Annotated in this window: 25 protein-coding genes; 14 read left to right on the top strand and 11 right to left on the bottom strand. The window is 58.8% G+C overall.

Annotated elements, in window-relative coordinates:
• Nucleotides 1–171 precede the first annotated feature (171 nt).
• The gene (locus K0H48_RS13465) at nt 172–534 is read left to right on the top strand and encodes a histone-like nucleoid-structuring protein, MvaT/MvaU family (RefSeq protein ID WP_065929983.1); all 363 of its coding nucleotides are present in this window, start codon (nt 172–174) and stop codon (nt 532–534) included.
• A gap of 104 nt (nt 535–638) precedes the next feature.
• Here K0H48_RS13465 and K0H48_RS13460 read toward each other — a convergent pair whose 3' ends face one another.
• Nucleotides 639–1175, bottom strand: coding sequence for a DUF4946 domain-containing protein (locus K0H48_RS13460; RefSeq protein ID WP_138817779.1), 537 nt, complete (start codon nt 1173–1175; stop codon nt 639–641).
• Nucleotides 1176–1369: 194 nt separating this feature from the next.
• On the opposite strand from K0H48_RS13460, the gene gloA reads away from it, so the two are divergent.
• Nucleotides 1370–1891, top strand: coding sequence for a lactoylglutathione lyase (gloA, locus tag K0H48_RS13455; protein ID WP_219267840.1), 522 nt, complete (start codon nt 1370–1372; stop codon nt 1889–1891).
• A 102-nt stretch (nt 1892–1993) separates the two neighbouring features.
• Here gloA and ahpF read toward each other — a convergent pair whose 3' ends face one another.
• The 3 genes from ahpF to K0H48_RS13440 all read right to left on the bottom strand — a co-directional run bounded on the left by ahpF (nt 1994) and on the right by K0H48_RS13440 (nt 5316).
• Complete coding sequence (gene ahpF / locus K0H48_RS13450; RefSeq protein ID WP_219267839.1) at nt 1994–3559, bottom strand: alkyl hydroperoxide reductase subunit F; 1566 nt, start codon at nt 3557–3559, stop codon at nt 1994–1996.
• Between the two features lie 127 nt (nt 3560–3686).
• Nucleotides 3687–4250 carry an alkyl hydroperoxide reductase subunit C gene (ahpC, locus tag K0H48_RS13445; protein WP_003173835.1) on the bottom strand — a complete coding sequence of 188 codons (564 nt, stop codon included), beginning with the start codon at nt 4248–4250 and terminating at the stop codon, nt 3687–3689.
• Nucleotides 4251–4383: 133 nt separating this feature from the next.
• Nucleotides 4384–5316: a site-specific integrase gene (locus K0H48_RS13440; RefSeq protein WP_219267838.1), complete on the bottom strand. Its 933-nt coding sequence runs from the start codon at nt 5314–5316 to the stop codon at nt 4384–4386.
• A gap of 170 nt (nt 5317–5486) precedes the next feature.
• Between K0H48_RS13440 and K0H48_RS13435 the strand changes: the two genes are divergently transcribed.
• Nucleotides 5487–6494 (top strand): DNA-binding protein, encoded by a 1008-nt coding sequence (locus K0H48_RS13435; RefSeq protein ID WP_219267837.1) that lies wholly within the window; start codon nt 5487–5489, stop codon nt 6492–6494.
• Here the strand turns inward: K0H48_RS13435 and gorA are convergent, their stop codons facing one another.
• Together gorA and galU are read right to left on the bottom strand one after the other, a co-directional pair.
• Nucleotides 6495–7853, bottom strand: a complete 1359-nt coding sequence (gene gorA, locus K0H48_RS13430) for a glutathione-disulfide reductase (protein ID WP_219267836.1) — start codon at nt 7851–7853, stop codon at nt 6495–6497.
• A gap of 97 nt (nt 7854–7950) precedes the next feature.
• The gene (galU, locus tag K0H48_RS13425; protein ID WP_003212579.1) at nt 7951–8790 is read right to left on the bottom strand and encodes a UTP--glucose-1-phosphate uridylyltransferase GalU; all 840 of its coding nucleotides are present in this window, start codon (nt 8788–8790) and stop codon (nt 7951–7953) included.
• A gap of 308 nt (nt 8791–9098) precedes the next feature.
• Here galU and K0H48_RS13420 point away from each other — a divergent pair, with 308 nt between their 5' ends.
• Nucleotides 9099–9287 (top strand): aromatic amino acid lyase, encoded by a 189-nt coding sequence (locus K0H48_RS13420; RefSeq protein ID WP_138817750.1) that lies wholly within the window; start codon nt 9099–9101, stop codon nt 9285–9287.
• Nucleotides 9288–9432: 145 nt separating this feature from the next.
• Nucleotides 9433–9717, top strand: coding sequence for a hypothetical protein (locus K0H48_RS13415; protein WP_017135492.1), 285 nt, complete (start codon nt 9433–9435; stop codon nt 9715–9717).
• Nucleotides 9718–9726: 9 nt separating this feature from the next.
• Here K0H48_RS13415 and K0H48_RS13410 read toward each other — a convergent pair whose 3' ends face one another.
• The 4 genes from K0H48_RS13410 to K0H48_RS13395 all read right to left on the bottom strand — a co-directional run bounded on the left by K0H48_RS13410 (nt 9727) and on the right by K0H48_RS13395 (nt 12136).
• Nucleotides 9727–9957 (bottom strand): hypothetical protein, encoded by a 231-nt coding sequence (locus K0H48_RS13410; RefSeq protein WP_138817751.1) that lies wholly within the window; start codon nt 9955–9957, stop codon nt 9727–9729.
• Nucleotides 9958–10046: 89 nt separating this feature from the next.
• Nucleotides 10047–10970: a c-type cytochrome gene (locus tag K0H48_RS13405; protein WP_219267835.1), complete on the bottom strand. Its 924-nt coding sequence runs from the start codon at nt 10968–10970 to the stop codon at nt 10047–10049.
• Nucleotides 10967–11614: a c-type cytochrome gene (locus K0H48_RS13400; protein ID WP_219267834.1), complete on the bottom strand. Its 648-nt coding sequence runs from the start codon at nt 11612–11614 to the stop codon at nt 10967–10969. The genes K0H48_RS13405 and K0H48_RS13400 overlap by 4 nt, the downstream gene beginning before the upstream one ends.
• Before the next feature lie 171 nt (nt 11615–11785).
• Nucleotides 11786–12136, bottom strand: a complete 351-nt coding sequence (locus tag K0H48_RS13395) for a hypothetical protein (RefSeq protein WP_200433939.1) — start codon at nt 12134–12136, stop codon at nt 11786–11788.
• 213 nt (nt 12137–12349) lie between these two features.
• On the opposite strand from K0H48_RS13395, the gene K0H48_RS13390 reads away from it, so the two are divergent.
• From K0H48_RS13390 to ada, 4 genes are all read left to right on the top strand, one after another.
• On the top strand, nt 12350–12652 hold the full coding sequence (locus tag K0H48_RS13390; RefSeq protein WP_003173824.1) for a DUF1883 domain-containing protein: 303 nt from the start codon (nt 12350–12352) through the stop codon (nt 12650–12652).
• A gap of 26 nt (nt 12653–12678) precedes the next feature.
• Entirely contained in the window at nt 12679–12843 is a 165-nt protein-coding gene (locus K0H48_RS13385; protein WP_219267833.1) for a hypothetical protein, read from the top strand.
• A gap of 3 nt (nt 12844–12846) precedes the next feature.
• On the top strand, nt 12847–13512 hold the full coding sequence (alkB, locus tag K0H48_RS13380) for a DNA oxidative demethylase AlkB (protein WP_219267832.1): 666 nt from the start codon (nt 12847–12849) through the stop codon (nt 13510–13512).
• Between the two features lie 75 nt (nt 13513–13587).
• Complete coding sequence (ada, locus tag K0H48_RS13375) at nt 13588–14640, top strand: bifunctional DNA-binding transcriptional regulator/O6-methylguanine-DNA methyltransferase Ada (protein ID WP_219267831.1); 1053 nt, start codon at nt 13588–13590, stop codon at nt 14638–14640.
• A 54-nt stretch (nt 14641–14694) separates the two neighbouring features.
• On the opposite strand, the gene K0H48_RS13370 is transcribed toward ada, so the two are convergent.
• Nucleotides 14695–15282 (bottom strand): ABATE domain-containing protein, encoded by a 588-nt coding sequence (locus K0H48_RS13370; protein ID WP_219267965.1) that lies wholly within the window; start codon nt 15280–15282, stop codon nt 14695–14697.
• A gap of 179 nt (nt 15283–15461) precedes the next feature.
• Here K0H48_RS13370 and K0H48_RS13365 point away from each other — a divergent pair, with 179 nt between their 5' ends.
• The 5 genes from K0H48_RS13365 to modC all read left to right on the top strand — a co-directional run bounded on the left by K0H48_RS13365 (nt 15462) and on the right by modC (nt 20170).
• Nucleotides 15462–16340 (top strand): alpha/beta fold hydrolase, encoded by an 879-nt coding sequence (locus tag K0H48_RS13365; protein WP_219267830.1) that lies wholly within the window; start codon nt 15462–15464, stop codon nt 16338–16340.
• Nucleotides 16341–16449: 109 nt separating this feature from the next.
• The gene (locus K0H48_RS13360; protein ID WP_219267829.1) at nt 16450–17514 is read left to right on the top strand and encodes a nitronate monooxygenase family protein; all 1065 of its coding nucleotides are present in this window, start codon (nt 16450–16452) and stop codon (nt 17512–17514) included.
• 114 nt (nt 17515–17628) lie between these two features.
• Nucleotides 17629–18402 (top strand): molybdate ABC transporter substrate-binding protein, encoded by a 774-nt coding sequence (gene modA, locus K0H48_RS13355; protein ID WP_219267828.1) that lies wholly within the window; start codon nt 17629–17631, stop codon nt 18400–18402.
• Complete coding sequence (gene modB / locus K0H48_RS13350) at nt 18399–19085, top strand: molybdate ABC transporter permease subunit (RefSeq protein ID WP_176727930.1); 687 nt, start codon at nt 18399–18401, stop codon at nt 19083–19085. The genes modA and modB overlap by 4 nt, the downstream gene beginning before the upstream one ends.
• Before the next feature lie 5 nt (nt 19086–19090).
• Nucleotides 19091–20170 carry a molybdenum ABC transporter ATP-binding protein gene (modC, locus tag K0H48_RS13345; protein ID WP_219267827.1) on the top strand — a complete coding sequence of 360 codons (1080 nt, stop codon included), beginning with the start codon at nt 19091–19093 and terminating at the stop codon, nt 20168–20170.
• The last annotated feature ends 44 nt before the right edge of the window (nt 20171–20214 follow it).

Here is a 20214-nt window from a genome sequence, read left to right as displayed (position 1 = left end):
ATCTTATTTAGGTAACGCCGTGATTTACTCGTGCGGCATTAACTACTACAATTTTTCCTGCCTGTGCTGAACTCGCAGAAAGGCCACTTTCTTTGAGTTACCTTAAAGCTCTTGGCCTACACGCTTTATCTGCAGTTGATGTCAGCCAACTACACTATTGGAGTACAGATTTTGTCCAGACTCGCCGAATTTCGCGCAGCAGAAAAAGCCCTTCAAGAACAGCTGGCTCAGCTGGAATCCTTGAAGAATGACGCTGGCCTGAAAAAAGAAATCGAATTCGAAGAAAAGCTGCAAGGGCTGATGAAGCACTACGGCAAAGGCCTGCGCGACATTATCTCGATCCTTGATCCTAACCCTGGTAAAGCCAGCGCCGCTGCTGCCGCACCAAAACAGCGCCGCGCACGCGTGGTCAAGGTTTACCACAACCCGCACACCGGCGAACTGATCGAAACCAAAGGCGGCAACCACCGCGGCCTGAAAGCCTGGAAAGAACAGTATGGCGCTGCCACTGTAGATTCCTGGTTGCGCGGCTGATCGAAAGACGCTGCAAAAAACCCCGCTGATGCGGGGTTTTTTTTGCTTCGAAAACGAACTTAATCAAGTGTTCACATTGTTCAAAAACGAGTGAGATAACCCGCTCAAAGTTTAAGGCTATCACGCACTGAACTGACTTCATCCTTACTCGCCTCGTAGGCCTCGGCCTGCCCGGCAAAGGAAAAGACATAGGCTTTATCGGTATCAACTGCGCCAACCAATGTTTGTGACAATATGTGCCGCCCGTTCTCGGTAATCACGCAAGTAGTTTCCAGCGCCTCAAGACGGCTCAAGGTGGTGGTGTGCATCTTGGTGCACACGCTTTGATAACCGCTGCCGGCAAAATCCTTCTGGATGGATTTGCGCATTTCCAGCAATACGCCTTGAAGATTAACTTTATGGCCCGCCTCAATCGGGGTGCCGGTCAACTCCATGACCATCAAGGTGTTGCCGTTTTCATCATTTTTGATTGCGCGTTGGCGGGACACCGCCTGCGGTTTTACCGGCGCTTCGTCGTCGGGCACTACTTCCTCGACTTGCCAGCCGCTGGGCCAATGAATTTCCGGATCGGCCGCCAACACAAAGGGGCTGCCCAGCAACATGCATACAGCGCTCAACAGCGGTTTACGAAATTCAATCATCAAGACAAACACCCAAGGTTCAAGCGTCGAAGTTTGAGCCCGGCACCCTTGGCTCGCAAGGGCTGAGTGACCTTTTTCATTTGGCTCGGCCGGCAACGCTTGCGTATCATGGCGGTGCGGCACGGATGCCGGCCGCAAGCCAAGGGACCACTCAAGTCACGAGTCGCGTTTGCCCCATTTTTTCTGGAGGGCCCATGAGCCTGCACGATCTGAACACTTTCCCAGGCGTCACTGCCCAACCTGACACCGCCACCGCGAACTTCGTGTTCAACCACACCATGCTGCGGGTCAAGGACATCACCAAGTCGCTGGATTTCTACACCCGCGTCCTGGGTTTTTCCCTGATTGAGAAGCGCGACTTTCCGGAAGCTGAATTCAGCCTGTATTTTCTCGCCCTGGTGGACAAGGCCCAGATCCCGGCCGACGCTGCTGCGCGTACGCAGTGGATGAAGTCGATCCCAGGCATCCTCGAATTGACCCACAACCACGGCACCGAAAACGATGCCGAGTTTGCTTATCACAACGGCAACACCGACCCGCGTGGCTTTGGCCATATCTGCATTTCGGTGCCGGATATCGTCGCGGCCTGCGAGCGTTTTGAAGCGCTGGGCTGTGATTTCCAGAAGCGCCTGAGCGATGGCCGCATGAAAAGCCTGGCGTTCATCAAAGACCCGGATGCTTACTGGGTTGAGATTATTCAGCCAGCGCCGCTGTAAGCGTTCTGCGTGACGCGGAGCGTCACCGGATGCATTCCCACGTAGAACGTGGGAACGAGAAAACCCCATGAGTGATCATGGGGTTTTTTATTTGCGCTGAATTTATGCCGGTGCCGACGTGCGGATCAGGTGATCAAAAGCACTCAGCGAAGCCTTCGCGCCCTCGCCTACCGCAATCACGATCTGCTTATACGGCACGGTCGTCACGTCACCGGCAGCAAACACACCCGGCAGTGAAGTTTCGCCACGCGCATCGACAATGATCTCGCCGCGCGGGGTCAATTCCACCGTGCCTTTGAGCCAGTCGGTGTTGGGCAGCAAGCCGATCTGGACAAAAATGCCTTCCAGTTCGATGGTCTTGAACTCGCCGCTGTCGCGGTCCTTGTACGCCAGGCCGGTGACCTTCTGGCCGTCGCCTTTGACTTCACTGGTGAGCGCACTGGTGATCACGTCAACGTTCGGCAGGCTGTAGAGCTTGCGCTGCAACACGGCATCGGCGCGCAATTTGCTGTCGAACTCGAGCAGGGTCACGTGGCTGACGATACCGGCCAAGTCAATGGCCGCTTCAACGCCGGAGTTACCGCCGCCGATCACTGCCACACGCTTGCCTTTGAACAACGGGCCGTCGCAATGCGGGCAGAAGCACACGCCCTTGGCCTTGTATTCCTGCTCGCCCGGCACACCCATTTCGCGCCAGCGGGCACCGGTGGCCAGAATCACGGTTCTGGACTTGAGAGTCGCACCGCTTTCGAAGCGAATTTCGTGCAGCTCACCGGCATTTTTTGCCGGGACCAGGCTGCTGGCACGTTGCAGGTTCATGATGTCCACGTCGTACTGACGCACATGCGCTTCCAGCGCGCTGGCCAGCTTCGGCCCTTCGGTCTCCTGCACGGAGATGAAGTTTTCGATGGACATGGTGTCCAGCACTTGGCCGCCGAAGCGCTCAGCTGCAACGCCGGTGCGGATGCCTTTACGTGCGGCGTAGATCGCAGCAGCAGAACCGGCCGGGCCACCGCCGACAACCAGCACATCAAAGGCGTCTTTGGCGCTGATTTTTTCGGCAGCCTTTTCGATACCACTGGTGTCGAGCTTGGCGAGGATTTCTTCCAGGCCCATGCGGCCCTGGCCGAAGTTCACGCCATTGAGGTACACGCTGGGCACCGCCATGACCTGGCGTTCATCGACTTCAGCCTGGAACAGCGCGCCATCGATGGCGACGTGGCGGACATTCGGGTTAAGCACGGCCATCAGGTTCAGCGCCTGGACCACGTCCGGGCAGTTCTGGCACGACAGCGAGAAGTACGTCTCGAAGCTGAACTCGCCTTTCAGGGCGCGAATCTGTTCAATCACTTCGACACTGGCCTTCGACGGGTGGCCACCGACTTGCAGCAGGGCCAGCACCAGCGAAGTGAATTCATGGCCCATTGGGATGCCGGCAAAACGCAGGCTGATATCGGCCCCCGGGCGGTTGATGGAGAACGATGGCTTGCGCGCATCATCGCCATCGGTGTTGAGGGTAATCAGCGTGGTGAGGCTGGTCACGTCCTGCAAAAGGGCAAGCATTTCCTGGGATTTCGCACCGTCGTCGAGGGAGGCGACGATCTCGATCGGCTGGGTGACCCGTTCCAGGTATGACTTCAACTGAGCTTTAAGATTGGCGTCCAACATACGGGCGATTTCCTATTAATTCGGTTTATTGCAGACAAAAAAACGCCCGAGCGAATCTCGCCCGGGCGTTTTGAGGGCGGTGCAGCTTACTTAAGGTGCGGCAATCCGCCCTTGATGTTTCACAGACTTAGATCTTGCCGACCAGGTCCAGGGACGGAGCCAGAGTCGCCTCGCCTTCTTTCCACTTGGCTGGGCACACTTCGCCTGGGTGAGCAGCGACGTACTGAGCGGCCTTGATTTTGCGCAGCAGCTCGGAAGCGTCACGGCCAACACCGCCGTCGTTCAGTTCAACGATCTTGATCTGACCTTCCGGGTTGATCACGAAAGTACCGCGGTCTGCCAGGCCAGCTTCTTCGATCAGTACGTCGAAGTTGCGCGAGATGGTCAGGGTTGGGTCGCCGATCATGGTGTACTGGATTTTGCCAATGGCTGGCGAAGTGTTGTGCCAGGCAGCGTGAGCAAAGTGGGTGTCGGTGGAAACGCTGTAGATCTCGACGCCCAGTTTCTGGAATTCGGCGTAGTTGTCAGCCAGATCTTCCAGTTCGGTTGGGCAAACGAAGGTGAAGTCGGCTGGGTAGAAGAAAACTACCGACCATTTGCCTTTCAGGTCAGCGTCAGTCACATCTACGAAGTTGCCGTTTTTGTAGGCGGTCGCTTTGAACGGTTTTACTTGGCTGTTGATGATAGGCATCGGTGACTCTCCGTCAGTGGTTGAAAAGTTGATGAGGTGAATCCTACCCACTCTTTCCGTCGATGGCTCATTGGCAAACCTGATGCTGACGATTGGTTTTCCCTATCAGGTGCCTGTATTAATAGAAGAAATCTCAAAGCAGCGGCTGAGTCGCCAAGGTCATGCCCAGAAAGGGGGTTGCTTCAACATAGCGCATGGCAGATTTCATGTCGCTCCAACCGACGTAACTCATCAGCGACTTCAAATCCCAGCCGCTGCGATGAGCCCAAGTGGCAAAGCCACGGCGCAGTGAGTGGCTGGTGTATTGATCGGCCGCGATCCCCGCGCGCTCCAAAGCCTGGCGCAGCAGCGGAATCACACTGTTGGGGTGCAAGCCCTCCTCGCCCAGGTTGCCCCAACGATCTACTCCACGGAACACCGGGCCGCGCACCAAGGCCGAAACGCTCAGCCATTCGCTGTAGGCCTGCACGGGGCATAGCCGCAGCAGTGCCGGGGTCTGGTAGGTCTTGCCGAGATTGTCGCGGTCACTTTTGCTGCGCGGCAGGTACAGGCTGATGCCGGCACCGGGCACTGCTTGCACGTGTTCGATGCTCAGGCGGCACAACTCGTCGCTGCGAAAGCCGCGCCAGAAGCCCAGCAGGATCAGTGCGGTGTCGCGCTTGGCGCGCAGCAATCGCGGCTGATCCTGCGCCTCACGCGCTTGCCTGGCTTCAACCTCCAGTGAGGCCACCACCTGCTCAAGGTGCTTGAGCTGCAAAGGCTCGGCCTGTTTCTCCTGCGCCGGATGCACCGCCCGAATGCCCTTGAGCACCTTGCGTACCACGGGCGCCTTGGTCGGGTCCGGAAAACCCTGGCTGGTATGCCACTGCGCCAGCGCCGAGAGCCGCAGCTTCAACGTGTTGACTGCCAGCACCCCGGCATGGGCCACCAGGTAGCGCGCAACGCTGTCGCTGGTGGCCGGCAGGAACCCACCCCAACTCACTTCAAAATGCTCGATGGCCGCGCAATAGCTGCGCCGCGTGTTATCGCGGGTGGCGGCGTTGAGGTATCGGTCCAAGTCGCTCATGAAAGGCCTACTCGTACTGCTGACGGATGTATTAGCGGGTAAAACGCTTATGACACGGGATAATACGCCAATATCCCATCTGTTAAATCATGAATTTAAACGAGTTTTTATTCGTGATAGAGTATGTATCTACATACTACGTACCACAGTACTAAATCGACGGAGACCCCATGGCGCGCGGCGGCATAAACAAAGCAGTGGTTCAAACGGCACGCTTGGCGATCCTGGCCCGCGGCGAAAACCCCAGCATCGACGCGGTGCGTATCGAGATGGGCAATACCGGCTCGAAAACCACGATTCATCGTTATTTGAAGGAATTGGATGACAGCGAAACGCGGCTAACCATTACTGAAGCCCCGATTGACGACGAGCTAGGTGAATTGGTCGCGCGTCTGGCCCAACGCCTTAAAGAGAAGGCGCAGGAGCCTATCGACTTGGCGCTGGCGCAGTTCGAACAACAAAAAGCCGCCCTACTCGCTCAGGTTGAAGCGCTGGAAGAGACTCACAACCAGCTCAAGCAGCAATTTGATATACAGGCAGCAGCCCTGGCGGAAGAAAGTGCTGCACTGCAAACCGCCAGCACCAGCCTGCAAACCGAACAAACCCGCAACGCAGGACTCAGCCAGGCGTGCAGCGATTACGAGCTGCGCATGAATGACAAGGACGAGCAGATTCGCTCGCTCGAAGACAAACACCTGCACGCCCGCGACGCGCTTGAGCACTACCGCAATGCGGTCAAGGAACAGCGCGAGCAGGAACAGCGGCGCCATGAAGGCCAGTTGCAGCAGGTGCAGGCTGAATTGCGCCAAGCGCAACAAAGCGCCATGGTGCGCCAGGATGAGATCACCCAATTGCATCGCGACAATGAGCGGCTGCTTATCGAGCACCGCGTGACCAGCAAGGAATTGACCGCCCTGCAGGAGCAATCACGCAAGGAACAGGCGCAGCAGCAAACTCTCAGCGAGCAGCTTGGCCGGATGGAAAGCGAACGCACCCTGCTGCAGGAGCGCTTGCGGGTCGCTGTAGAGGAAAGTCACGCGCGCCAGGCGGCGCTGAGTGAGCAACAGCAGGTGAGCAAAACCCTGGAACTGGACCTGATCAAGGCCCAGGCCAGTATCGAGGCATTGCGCCTGGCGGCCGTCGTTGCAACGCCACCAGAGGCAACCGCCGACGCCTGATCAGCCCGACACAGGCGTGCGCATGGTGACGAACTCTTCCGCCGCCGTAGGGTGCACGCCAATGGTTTCATCGAAATGCTGCTTGGTCGCGCCGGCCTTGAGCGCGATCGCCAGGCCCTGGACGATCTCGCCGGCGTCCGGCCCGACCATGTGACAACCCAGGACTTTGTCGGTGTCGGCGTCGACCACCAACTTCATCAAGGTTTTTTCCTGGCAGTCGGTCAACGTCAGCTTCATCGGCCGGAAGCGGCTTTCGAAGATCTGCACCTTATGGCCGTTTTTCTTCGCGTCTTCTTCGCTCAGGCCCACCGTGCCGATATTCGGCAGGCTGAACACCGCGGTCGGAATCATCGCGTAATCCACCGGGCGGTATTGTTCCGGCTTGAACAGCCGACGAGCAACTGCCATACCTTCGGCCAGCGCGACGGGCGTCAATTGCACCCGCCCGATCACATCGCCAATGGCCAGGATCGACGCTTCGGCAGTCTGGTACAGGTCGTCGACTTCGACAAAGCCGCGCTCATTCAACTTGACGCCGGTATTTTCCAGCCCCAGGTTGTCCAGCATCGGGCGGCGGCCGGTGGCGTAGAACACGCAATCGGCTTCCAGCGCGCGGCCGTCTTTGAGGGTGGCCTTGAGGCTGCCGTCGGCCTGCTTGTCGATGCGCTCGATATCGGCATTGAATTGCAGGTCGAGGCCGCGCTTGGTCAGCTCTTCCTTCAGGTGCGTGCGCACCGCGCCGTCAAAGCCGCGCAGGAACAGGTCGCCGCGATACAGCAAGGTTGTCTGTGCGCCCAAGCCATGGAAGATGCCTGCAAACTCAACGGCGATGTAGCCACCGCCGACTACCAGCACGCGCTTGGGCAGTTCTTTGAGGAAGAATGCCTCGTTGGAGCCTATGGCGTGCTCGCGCCCCGGGATTTCCGGGATCTGCGGCCAGCCGCCTGTGGCGATCAAGATATGCTTGGCCGTAAAGCGCTCGCCATTGATCTCCACCTGGTGCGGATCAACCAAACGTGCGTGCCCTTCGTGCAAAGTCACGCCGCTGTTCACCAGCAAGTTGCGGTAGATGCCATTGAGGCGGTTGATTTCACGGTCTTTGTTGGCGATCAGGGTCGCCCAGTCAAAGTTCGCTTCACCCAGCGACCAGCCGAAACCGCTCGCCTGTTCAAAGTCTTCGGCGAAATGCGCGCCGTACACCAGCAGTTTTTTCGGCACGCAGCCAACGTTAACGCACGTACCTCCCAGGTAACGGCTTTCGGCCACCGCCACTTTGGCGCCAAAACCCGCAGCAAAACGCGCTGCGCGCACACCGCCGGAACCGGCGCCAATTACATACAGATCAAAATCGTAGGCCATTTCACTCTCCTCGGCAGCTCATCAGCATACCGACTTACATGGGGCTGAAAAACGAAAAAGCCACCCGAAGGTGGCTTTTTAGGCGGGCTGCTGTGAATCAGTAAGCCTTACCGGTCTTGTAGAAGTGCTCGTAGCAGAAGTTGGTGGCCTCGATGTAGCCTTCAGCGCCACCGCAGTCGAAGCGACGGCCTTTGAATTTGTAGGCAATCACGCAGCCATCTTTGGCTTGCTTCAACAGGGCGTCGGTGATTTGAATCTCGCCGCCTTTGCCTGGCTCGGTTTCTTCGATCAGCTTGAAGATGTCCGGCGTCAGGATGTAACGACCGATAATCGCCAGGTTCGAAGGTGCATCTTCAGGCGCTGGTTTTTCAACCATGTCACGCACGCGAATCAGGCCATCGCCGATGTCGTCGCCAGCGATCACGCCGTACTTGTTGGTTTCCTGAGGGTCGACCTCTTGAACCGCAACGATGGTGCAACGGTATTTCTGGTACAGCTTGACCATCTGGGTCAGTACGCCGTCGCCTTCCAGGTTAACGCACAGGTCGTCAGCCAGGACCACGGCGAACGGTTCGTCACCGATCAACGGGCGGCCGGTGAGGATGGCGTGGCCAAGGCCTTTCATCTGGGTTTGACGGGTGTAGGAGAACGAGCACTCGTCGAGCAGTTTACGGATGCCGACCAGGTACTTTTCCTTGTCGGTGCCCTTGATCTGGTTTTCCAGCTCGTAGCTGATGTCGAAGTGGTCTTCCAAAGCGCGCTTACCGCGGCCGGTAACGATGGAGATTTCGTTCAGACCGGCATCCAGTGCCTCTTCGACGCCGTACTGAATCAGTGGCTTGTTCACCACCGGCAGCATCTCTTTGGGCATGGCTTTGGTCGCTGGCAAGAAGCGAGTGCCGTAACCGGCTGCTGGGAACAAGCATTTCTTGATCATATAAGTCCTTACAAAGGGCTGTGCGTACGGAATTCGGCGCAGTCTAATCAGGCCGCAGTCACCTTACAATGGGTCCTGCTGGCGTTGCGATGTCAACATAGAGAAAAAATCCGCGCGTAAGTTCCGCTGATCCTACGAAGAGCATTCACTCATGGCGCGACAAAACCAGCCTTTGCTCCTTTACTTAAAAGGGCCTTAATGGTTTTAGCATGCTTTTCGATGCAGGGCACTGACCTGCAACAACTTGCGCGCCCCAGGGCCAATTGGCGCTATCATTACGCGCTTGAACCACACCACGAGATTGATAGATGTCAGAACCAAAAGGCGTAAACGGCTACCTGATCACCCAGCGAGCGGACGGCTGGCACCTGATCAACTTCCACGGCGACAGCGTCGCTGGGGTATTCGCGAGCGAAAGCATGGCCATTGCGGTGGCTGAAGTGTTTGTGGACGAAGCCGGCCACGCATCGAGCAAGCGCCCCAAGGACAAAAAGTAAGCGCTATTGCGTTGCGCACAAAGCCCCGGTCGACGGGGCTTTTTTGTGTTTGTCTGTACCTTGATGGCCGTTCGCTATAATCTTGCTGATAACGCCCCACGACAGTGTCTGCGCCCCTCCTACACCCTCGACGACGACCCAACTCATGAACAAGATTCTGGCACTGACTGCGGCCCTGGCGCTGATGACCGGCTGCACCACCACGTCCGACACCTACCTTAAAAACGGCGAGCAAGGCCTGACCATCGACTGCTCGGGCGAAGCCAATTCGTGGGCCAGTTGCTATGAAAAAGCCGACGCTTCATGTGCAGGCACCGGTTACCGCATCGTCGGCACCGAAGGCACGCCGGCACTCAAAGAAAGCGACAAGACCCTGGGAAAAGACGTGGGCAACTTCAAGAGCCGCAGCGTCGTGGTGGTGTGCAAGTAACCCTGCGCGTTACAGATGAACTTCGGCGAACTTGATCCCCAGGCCGCGCAAGGTCTCGATCAGGTCATCCAGGCGCGGGAATGACTCAACCTCGTCCTGATCGTCTACCAGGAAGTAACTGCGACCGCCGCTCTTCTTGAAAAATACGATCCACTCGCCCAGGTCGGCGGGGTTCTGAATGACATGGGTGGCCGATATTTGGCCTTCTGCATGTCGGGCTTTGACGTGTTCTCTTTTCATGACGGGCTTTCCAGGAAGGACAAATGCCGCGCAAACCCAGGGTTTGAGCGGCATGTTTGCATTGAATGGCGCATTGAATGGCCGACAGTTTAACGGATGCCCTGCCCGATCAGCACGCCCTCTAGTGTCTGGCCATAAAGATTGACCCCGTCATTGGCGTGAAACTTGACCCGGGTTTTCTCTATCGAGCCCTCAACCAGGCGCGGATCCTGCGGCCGCTCATGGCTGTTGACGTAGGCCGCCACATCCCACGCCTGCTGATCGCTCAGGCTGCCACCCTTGCCCAGTGGCATGTTGTGCTTGATGAAGGACGCAGCCGTGTTGATTCGATGCATGCCGGCGCCCCAGTTGTAGGAGTCCTTGCCCCACAGTGGCGGCATCACATAGCTGTCACCGACCTTTTGCCCCTGCCCTTCACCGCCGTGGCACACCGCGCATTGGCCCTTGTACACCTCGGCGCCCTGGGCCAGGTTGTAACCCTTGGCCGGTTGCGCCACGTCCGGGTAGCCGCGCCCCGCAAGCTCCACACCCAACGGCGCTTTGCTGGCCAACCAATAGGAATAGACTGACAGCGCGGTAATCTCCGGGCTGTCGGCGGCTGGAGGCGTGCCGCCATTCATGCTGAACTGGAAACAGCCCTGCAAGCGTTCGGCAAAGGTGTTGACCTTGTCGTTCTTCTTTCGGTACGCCGGGTACATCGGGTACGCGCCCCACAGAGGCGCCGAGTTGGCCAAGCGGCCTTGATCCAGGTGGCAATTGCTGCAGTTGAGCCCGTTGCCGACAAACTGCGGCGCCAGGCGCTTGGTGTCAACGAACAAGGCGTAGCCCTGGCGCACCAGCTTGCCGTAGGCATTGTCGGGCAGCTCGCTTTCCTGCGGCGGCTGAAATTGATCGGCAACTGCGGGCTTGGCCAGCGGCTGCAACTGGGATTGGTCTTCCATGGCAATTGGCGCCGCATGGGCAGGCAGTGCGGCCAGCAAGCCGAGTACCGACGCTAAGGTGAATGGCTTCATGGCTTGGCCTCCGGCTTCAACGCCGCAAAATGCTGGGCAACGCCCTGTACTTCTTCTGCCGTCAGGGACTTGGCGATATGGCCCATCAAGTCATTCGGGTCGTTGTGACGGCTACCGTTCTGCCACGCCATCAATTGCGCCGCCAGGTAAGCGGCAGGCTGGCCCGCCAGCGGAGGGAATGCGTCGCCCACGCCAGCACCGGCAGGCCCGTGGCAACTGACGCACGCGGGAATCTGACGCTCCCAGGCACCTTGCAACGCCAGTTTTTGCGCGGCGCCCACTGGCATGTCGCTGCGGTACGCCGTTGCGACGGCCGGAAACGGCATCGCTGCCACCGCTTCGCTGAGCGCCGTCACTTCCTCTTCAGTCAGCGCCTTGGCCAACGGCTGCATTACCGGATTGCTGCGCGCCCCGCTGCTGAAGTCAGCCAATTGTTTGCGCACATACGCGGCCGGCAACCCTGCGAGCCTGGGGAAACCGGCGGCCGCCAGGCCCAATCCATCGGCACCGTGGCAAGCCACACAAGGCATGGCGCCCGGTTGCGATCCGCCTTCGGTAAACAGCTTTTTTCCGTCCAGCGCGTGGGCATTGCCCAATAGCAACAGCAACGCGCTGCCTATCAACAGTCGTTTCAGAGACATCATCACGGCTCCTTCCTTATAGTTATATGCTTAGACTGCAAACGCATAAGCCTACAAATAGTAGGGCAATGATCCTCAGGCGACAACACTCAAATAAACGCAAAAAAAAGCCCGACCCTGCCAAGGCAGGGTCGGGCTTTTCTATCGGGATCAGTAAGCGGATAAACCAAAGGCTTAGCCGGAGATGCAATCCTCCGCGGCTTTCTTGATATCGCCTGGGCGGATCGGCACATTTGACATGCTCTCATAGAGCTTGATACTGCTGCCGCTGGAGCGATCTTCAATCTCGAAGATCGCCGAAGGGTCGGCCGAGAATTTCTGCGGCACAATCACCTGTACGCCATCCTTGTGCGGCTCAATCTGCGACGGCCGGCGGGTCGCTTCCAGTTTACGGACCACGCACGCGGCATATTCAGGCGGTTTTTTGCCTGAAATAACCACCAGGGTTGGCGGGGTCTGCTTGATATCTGCAACCGAAGCACATCCACCTAACGCCAAGGCCAGAACCAACACACTCCACTTCATACTTAAACCTCCGATAAAGACCCTACGACAGCGTAGAGAGGAAATTTCTCCCGCCGATATAGGATTTATCTCTGAAAACTCGGGAAATAACTGTTTTAAATTGTCGAAGTCGTCGACGACGACCCGATAATAATCGCGTCAGGGCTGATAAACTCTATCTTAACCTACGTATCATTCTGATTTTTCAGAAAAAGCCCTTCTGGAGACACCCCCATGAAATTCATCCACCAGCGCGAGCACCTCAACGAGGGCGACATCGTTGTCATCGAATGCTCGCAGACCTGCAATATTCGCCTGATGAGCGATGCCAATTTCCGCAGTTTCAAGAACGGTGGCCGCCACACTTACCACGGCGGCGCGTTTGACAAATTCCCGGCGAAAATCACCGCCCCCAGCACCGGGTTCTGGAACATCACGCTGGATGTGGTCACGCGTCGCGCCATTAGCGTGACCCGTAAACCGGCATTGTCCCACAAGATCCGTATCGTTCGCCGTACCAGCACCAAGCTGAGCTGAGCCGAACCCTCGACAGGAAAACCGCTGTGACCACGACCAAATACGTTATCAAGTACAAGCTCAATGGCGAACGTCGCTTTGAGTTCGCCCAACTGAATACCAACAGTGTTGAAGAAGCCAAGGAAGCCCTGGCAAAAATCCACGATGCCAGCGATGTAATCACCGAAATCACTGTGAGCAAGGCGCTGTAACCCATGCCAGGCCCGACGGCTGATCTGTTCGCTGAGGATGCCTTGCAGCAACCGGCCAGGCGCGAGCAGATTGGCGAAGAGTCCTACGTGCTAAGGGGCTTCGCCTTGCCCTGGATTGACCGCCTGCTGCCTGAGCTACGACTGATACTGGCCCAATCGCCGTTCCGGCAAATGGTCACGCCCGGCGGTTTCACCATGTCGGCAGCACTGAGCAGCTGCGGCGCGCTGGGCTGGACCACCGACAGTGCCGGCTACCGCTACAGCCCGATTGACCCACGCAATCAACAGCCGTGGCCAGCTATGCCCGAAACCTTGCGTGAACTGGCCGCGCTTGCCGCAGCCGAAGCTAGCTTCAGCGCGTTTGCGCCGGACGCCTGCTTGATCAACCGCTATGTGCCGGGCGCCAAGATGTCCCTGCATCAAGACAAAAACGAACGTGTCTACAGCGCCCCAGTCGTTTCAATCTCCCTGGGTTTGCCGGCTGTATTCCTGTTTGGCGGCCACGAGCGCAGCGACAAAACCCAGAAAGTCTCGCTGTTCCACGGCGACGTAGTGGTCTGGGGCGGTGTCGATCGCTTGCGCTTTCATGGGGTGATGCCGATCAAGCAAGGCGTGCATCCGATCATGGGCCCGCAACGCATCAACCTGACCTTTCGCACCGCCGGCTAATTTGACCGCAAGCTTCAGAGTGCCGGCCATCAGCAACGCGGTTAATCTGGCCGTGATCCGTCAAGAGTGCAGGCCATGACCACCGAACAAGACCCACGCTGGGCCGCTATCGTCGCCCGTGATGCCAAGGCCGACGCCCTATTTGTCTATGGTGTGAAAACCACTGGCGTGTATTGCCGCCCCAGCAGCGCCTCGCGTTTGCCGCGCCCGGAAAACATCGAGTTCTTCGACACTGCGGCGCAAGCCGAAGCAGCGGGTTATCGCCCCAGCAAGCGCGCGGCCGGCGACCAGACTCAATTGGCCGCCCACCATGCCCAACTGGTGGCCGAGGCGTGCCGACAGATCGAGCTGGCCGAAACCCCGCCCAGCCTGGAAGCACTCGCCCATGGCGCTGGGCTAAGCGCATTCCATTTTCATCGCGTATTCAAAGCCGTCACCGGCCTGACACCCAAGGGTTACGCCAGCGCCCTGCGTTCACGCAAAGTTCGCCATGGCCTCAAGGGCGAGCACTCGGTGACCGACGCGCTGTATGACGCAGGCTTTAATTCCAACAGTCGCTTTTATGAATCCGCCGATCAACTGCTCGGCATGAAACCCAGCGACTACAAGGCTGGTGGCACTAACAGCAGGATTCTTTTTGCGCTGGGCCAATGCTCGCTGGGGGCGATTCTCGTAGCGCAAAGCCAACGCGGCGTGTGCGCGATTTTATTGGGCGATGACCCGGACACCCTGCTGCGCGACCTGCAAGACCAGTTCCCCAAAGCCGAACTGGTCGGTGCAGACCATGCGTTCGAACAGTTAATCGCCCAGGTCGTGGGTTTTATCGAAGCCCCTGCCCTGGGTTTGAATTTACCCCTGGATTTGCGCGGCACCGCGTTTCAGGAGCGCGTGTGGCAGGCACTGCGCGATATCCCGGTGGGCAGCACCGCCAGCTACGCGCAGATTGCTGCGCAGATCGGCGCGCCCAAGTCGTTTCGCGCGGTGGCCCAAGCCTGTGGCGCCAACAGCCTGGCGGTAGCGATTCCCTGCCACCGCGTGGTGCGCAGTGATGGCGAGCTGTCAGGCTACCGCTGGGGTGTAGAGCGCAAGCGGCAACTGCTGGAGCGCGAACAGTCGGTGAAACCCTAGCGGATACCGATATACACACCGGTCGTTATTTGATTGCTTGCAGCGCCCTCTCGTTTACAGCGCCAGTTTTCGTTTACGGAATTCGGCCACCTTATGCCGGTTGCCACACAACGCCATGCTGCACCAGCGACGCTTGTGGGCCTTGGTTCGATCATAGAACCACAGGATGCATTCCGGGTGCTCGCAGCGGCGAATCAAGTTGAAGTCGCCGGCCACCAATAAGTTAGCCGCTGCTTCGGCAATCGGCGATAAAAATTGCTCGGCGGTCTGCAGTTTGCGTTGGCGCTCCAATTGTGGCGCTCCGGATGCCGGCCAAACCAGTTGCGGATGGCTCACCGCCTTGCGCAAAAAGCCGTTGAGGGCCGCCGGGTTGGCCGCCTGGCCCTGCTTGCGGGCGGCGACCAATTCACGAATCACCTCACGCAGCTCCCGCGCGGCACCCAGCAACTCGCCGTCTGCGAATACCGGCATGCCGCCCTCCTCGACCCACTGCAAGCGCAGCAGCCAGCGTTGTACGTCGGCGTCTGCCTGCCAGAAATCCCACGGCACGCCGTCGATATTTGCCAGGGTATTGAGCATGTCCAGTACCGGTTCATCGGCCAGGACATAGGGTTCGGGCGGTGCGGTTGTGGGCGTTGAAATGGCCATGACGAGTCCTCTTGATCACCGCGCAATCGTAACCGCTATTTTTACAGTTGGATAGTTACAGCGATCCGAAAGCTAACCTGTTTAATTAATTTGACAGGTTACATATTTTGGCGCAGCTTTTTAAGCAGTAACCCGTATAACCAACCAATCAAGTTACAAAAGGCGCCCTTATCATGTCTATCCAAGCCCCTGCCGTTCGCTACCACCACGTCGATGCCGACGGTGTGCGCATGTTCTACCGTGAAGCCGGCGACCCCGCGGCCCCGGTCATTTTGCTGCTGCACGGCTTCCCGAGTTCTTCGCACATGTACCGTGACCTGATCCCGCTGCTGGCTACGCGTTTTCGGGTGATTGCGCCGGACTTGCCAGGTTTCGGCTTCACCGAAGTGCCTGCCGAACGTGACTACCATTACAGCTTCGATAACCTGGCAACCACCGTGGGGCATTTCGTCGACGCGCTGAACCTGACACGCTACGCCCTGTACGTCTTCGATTACGGCGCACCTGTTGGCCTGCGGCTGGCGGTGGCCCATCCGCAACGGGTCAGCGCGTTGGTCTCGCAAAATGGCAACGCCTACCTGGAAGGCCTGGGCGATGCCTGGGCACCGATTCGTGCCTATTGGGCCGAGCCCAGCCAGGCCAATCGCGAGGTGATCCGCAACGCGGTGATCAGCCTGGAAGGCACGCGCTACCAGTACCTGCACGGCGTGAGTACACCGGAGGTGATCGCGCCGGAGTCCTACATGCTCGATGTGCTGTTGATGCAGCGCCCAGGCAACGATGAGATCCAACTGGACCTGTTCCTTGATTACCGCAATAACCTCACGCTGTACCCGGCGTTCCAGGCGTTTTTCAAGGCCACGCAGGTGCCGACGCTGGTGATCTGGGGCCAGAACGACCCGTTTTTCATTCCGCCTGGCGCCCACGCCTACGCAGGCGACAATGCGAATGCCGTGGTCGAATTGCTGGACACCGGCCACTTCGCCCTCGAAACCCACGCCGCGCATATTGCCGAGCGCATTCACGCGGTACTGGGGCACGCCATTGACTGACCTGAGCGCACGAAACTGCCGCTTAGTCCAGTGAATAAAACAGACTGGCCGGGTGCCAATGGCCCTGCTAAAACAGCGCAAAGTCTTACTCACGCTGGAGACGCATCCCATGAGCACCTGGCCAGACACCCGCATTCTCGACCTGCTGGGCATCGACGTGCCTATCATCCAGGCGCCGATGGCCGGCGCCACCACCCCTGCGATGGTCATCGCCGCTAATCAGGCCGGCGCCTTGGGCTCAATGCCCGCCGCCGCGCTGAGCATCGAGCAACTGCGCGAAGCCTTGAGTACCATTCGCCAAGCCAGCAAAGGCCCGATCAACGTCAATTTTTTTTGCCATAAACCGCCAGCAGTTGATCAAGCGCGTGACCAGCGCTGGAAGGCGTTGCTGGAGCCCTACTACCGCGAGCTTGGGGCCGATTTTGATGCACCGACTCCGGTGTCCAACCGCGCGCCGTTCAACGAAGCGGCTTGCACAGTCGTCGAAGAGTTCCGCCCCGAGGTGGTGAGCTTTCACTTTGGTCTGCCGGAAAAAGCCTTGCTCAATCGGGTAAAAGCCACCGGCGCCAAGGTGCTGTCCTCGGCCACCACCGTTGAAGAAGCCGTTTGGCTCGAACAGCAAGGCTGCGATGCAATCATTGCGATGGGCATTGAAGCCGGCGGGCACCGAGGGATTTTCCTCAGCGACGACCTCAACACGCAAATAGGCTTGATGGCGCTGGTGCCGCAAATCGTCGACGCGGTAAAGGTGCCGGTGATCGCCGCAGGCGGCATTGGCGATGCACGCGGCATCGTTGCGGCATTCGCCCTGGGTGCTTCTGCGGTGCAAATCGGCACCGCGTACCTGTTTACCCCTGAAGCCACCGTCAGCGCCTCCCACCACCACGCACTGCGCCACGCCCAGGCCAGCGAAACCGCGCTGACCAACCTGTTCACCGGCCGCCCGGCGCGTGGCATCGTCAATCGAGTGATGCGTGAGCTCGGTGCGATCAACCCGGCGGCACCGGCATTCCCCACCTCTGGCGGCGCCCTGATGCCGCTCAAGGCCAAGGATGAAGCCGGCTTCAGCAACCTCTGGGCCGGCCAGGCGCTGCGTCTGGGTAAAGATATTTCCAGCTATGACCTGACCCGTCAGTTGGCCGAACAGGCGCTGGCCAAGCTCACCCGCAACTGACACCTGGGGCAACTTTGCACTGTACCGGCAATGGCCAACCGCTATATATTCCCATACATAGCGGTAAAGCCTTCTACCTATAACACGCCGTACAACCCCCCAAGGAGCTGCTTCATGATGATCCGTGCTTCACGCCTGGCCCCCACTGCCCTGGCCAGCCTGATTGCCGCTTTTGCTTTTGGCTCGGCCCACGCCGATGAAGTCCAGGTGGCGGTCGCCGCCAACTTCACCGCGCCGATCCAGGCGATTGCCGCCGATTTCGAAAAAGACACCGGCCACAAACTGGTCGCTGCCTACGGCGCTACAGGCCAGTTCTATACCCAGATCAAGAACGGGGCGCCGTTCGAAGTATTCCTGAGCGCCGATGACACCACCCCGCAAAAGCTTGAAACCGAAGGCGACACGGTCAAAGGTTCACGCTTCACTTACGCGGTCGGCACCCTGGCGCTGTGGTCGGCAAAAGAAGGTTATGTGGATGCCAAGGGCGACGTACTGAAGAAAAACGACTTCAAGCACCTGTCCATCGCCAACCCGAAAGCGGCACCTTATGGCCTTGCGGCCACTCAAGTGCTGGCTAAAGAAGGCTTGACCGAGAAGGTCAAGGACAAGCTGGTCGAAGGCCAGAACATCACCCAGGCCTACCAGTTCGTGTCCACCGGTAACGCCGAGCTGGGTTTTGTCGCGCTGTCGCAGATCTACAAGGACGGCAAGGTCACCAGCGGTTCGGCGTGGATCGTCCCGGCGGCCATGCATGACCCGATCAAGCAAGACGCGGTGATCCTCAATAAAGGCAAGGACAGCGCGGCGGCCAAAGCCCTGGTTGAATACCTCAAGGGGCCAAAAGCCGCTGCGGTGATCAAGTCCTACGGTTACGAATTGGCCAACTGAATATGCCGTTGTCGAGTGCCGATTTTTCCGCCATCTGGTTGACCCTCAAACTGGCGTCACTGACCACTGTGATCCTGCTGATCATCGGCACTCCGATTGCCCTGTGGCTGTCGCGCACCCGCTCCTGGTGGCGCGGTCCCATAGGCGCGATTGTTGCGTTGCCGTTGGTGTTGCCACCAACGGTCATCGGCTTTTACCTGTTGTTGACCATGGGGCCCAACGGCTACTTCGGCCAGTTCACCCAATGGCTGGGCCTGGGCACCCTGACCTTCAGTTTCGCCGGGCTGGTGATCGGCTCGGTGATCTATTCCATGCCGTTTGTGGTGCAGCCGTTGCAAAACGCCTTCTCCGCCATTGGCACGCGCCCATTGGAAGTGGCAGCGACGCTGCGCGCCAACCCTTGGGACACGTTTTTCACGGTGATCCTGCCCCTGGCCCGCCCGGGGTTTATCACCGCCTCGATTCTGGGCTTTGCCCACACCGTCGGTGAGTTTGGCGTGGTGCTGATGATCGGCGGCAATATCCCCGACAAGACCCGTGTGGTCTCGGTGCAGATCTACGACCACGTCGAAGCCATGGAATATGCCCAGGCCCATTGGCTGGCCGGTTCCATGGTGGTGTTCGCGTTTCTCGTATTGCTGGCGCTCTATTCCAGCCGTAAAACCAAGATGGGCTGGAGCTGACCGCCATGATTGATGTACGCCTGAACCTGAAGTACCCAGGCTTCGCCCTCGACGTGGACCTGCACCTGCCCGGCCGTGGCGTGACCGCGCTGTACGGGCATTCCGGGTCTGGCAAGACCACCTGCCTGCGCTGTATTGCCGGGCTTGAGCGGGCTGAAGACGGCTTTATCCAGGTTAACGAAGAGGTCTGGCAAGACAGCCGAAACGGCGTGTTTGTGCCGCCGCATAAGCGCGCATTGGGCTATGTGTTCCAGGAGGCCAGCCTGTTTGCGCACCTGTCGGTGCGCGCCAATCTGGAGTTTGGCCTCAAGCGTATTGCCCGCGCGCTTCGCCGTGTGGACATGGCCCAGGCTGCCGAACTGCTGGGCATCGGCCACTTGCTTGAACGCCACCCGCAGCACTTGTCCGGCGGTGAACGCCAGCGCGTCGGCATCGCCCGCGCCCTGCTCACCAGCCCGCAGTTGTTGTTGATGGATGAGCCGCTGGCAGCCCTGGACAGCAAACGCAAGAGCGAGATTCTGCCCTACCTCGAACGTCTGCACGATGAGTTGGATATCCCCGTGCTGTACGTCAGCCATGCCCAGGACGAAGTGGCGCGCCTGGCCGATCACATCGTGCTATTAAGCGACGGCAAGGCACTGGCCAGCGGCCCCATCGGCGAAACCCTGGCACGCCTGGACTTGCCGATGGCGCTGGGCGATGACGCCGGTGTGGTCATCAACGGCACGGTGGTTGCCTTTGACGCGCACTACCAATTGCTCACCTTGCAGTTGCCCGACAGCCCTTTGCAGATCCGTGTAGCCCATGCGCCGCTGGCGTTGGGTAAACATTCGCGGGTCAAGGTGCAGGCGCGCGACGTCAGCCTCAGCCTGCAGGCCGAAGAAGCCAGCAGCATCCTCAACCGCTTGCCGGTAACGGTCACCCAGGAAATAGCGGCGGACAACAGCGCCCATGTACTGGTGCGCCTGGACGCTGGCGGTACGCCGCTGCTGGCGAGGATTACACGCTTCTCCCGCGATCAACTGCAACTGCATCCGGGCCAGGCGTTGTGGGCGCAAATCAAGGCGGTGGCGGTGCTGGCGTAAGTATTTGGCACGCGCGCAAAACCCTGCGGTCAATCAGGTATACC

It is taken from the genome of Pseudomonas sp. Xaverov 259, from assembly GCF_019352915.1.
GTDB lineage: Bacteria > Pseudomonadota > Gammaproteobacteria > Pseudomonadales > Pseudomonadaceae > Aquipseudomonas.
This window is presented reverse-complemented; position numbering and strand designations above follow the sequence as displayed.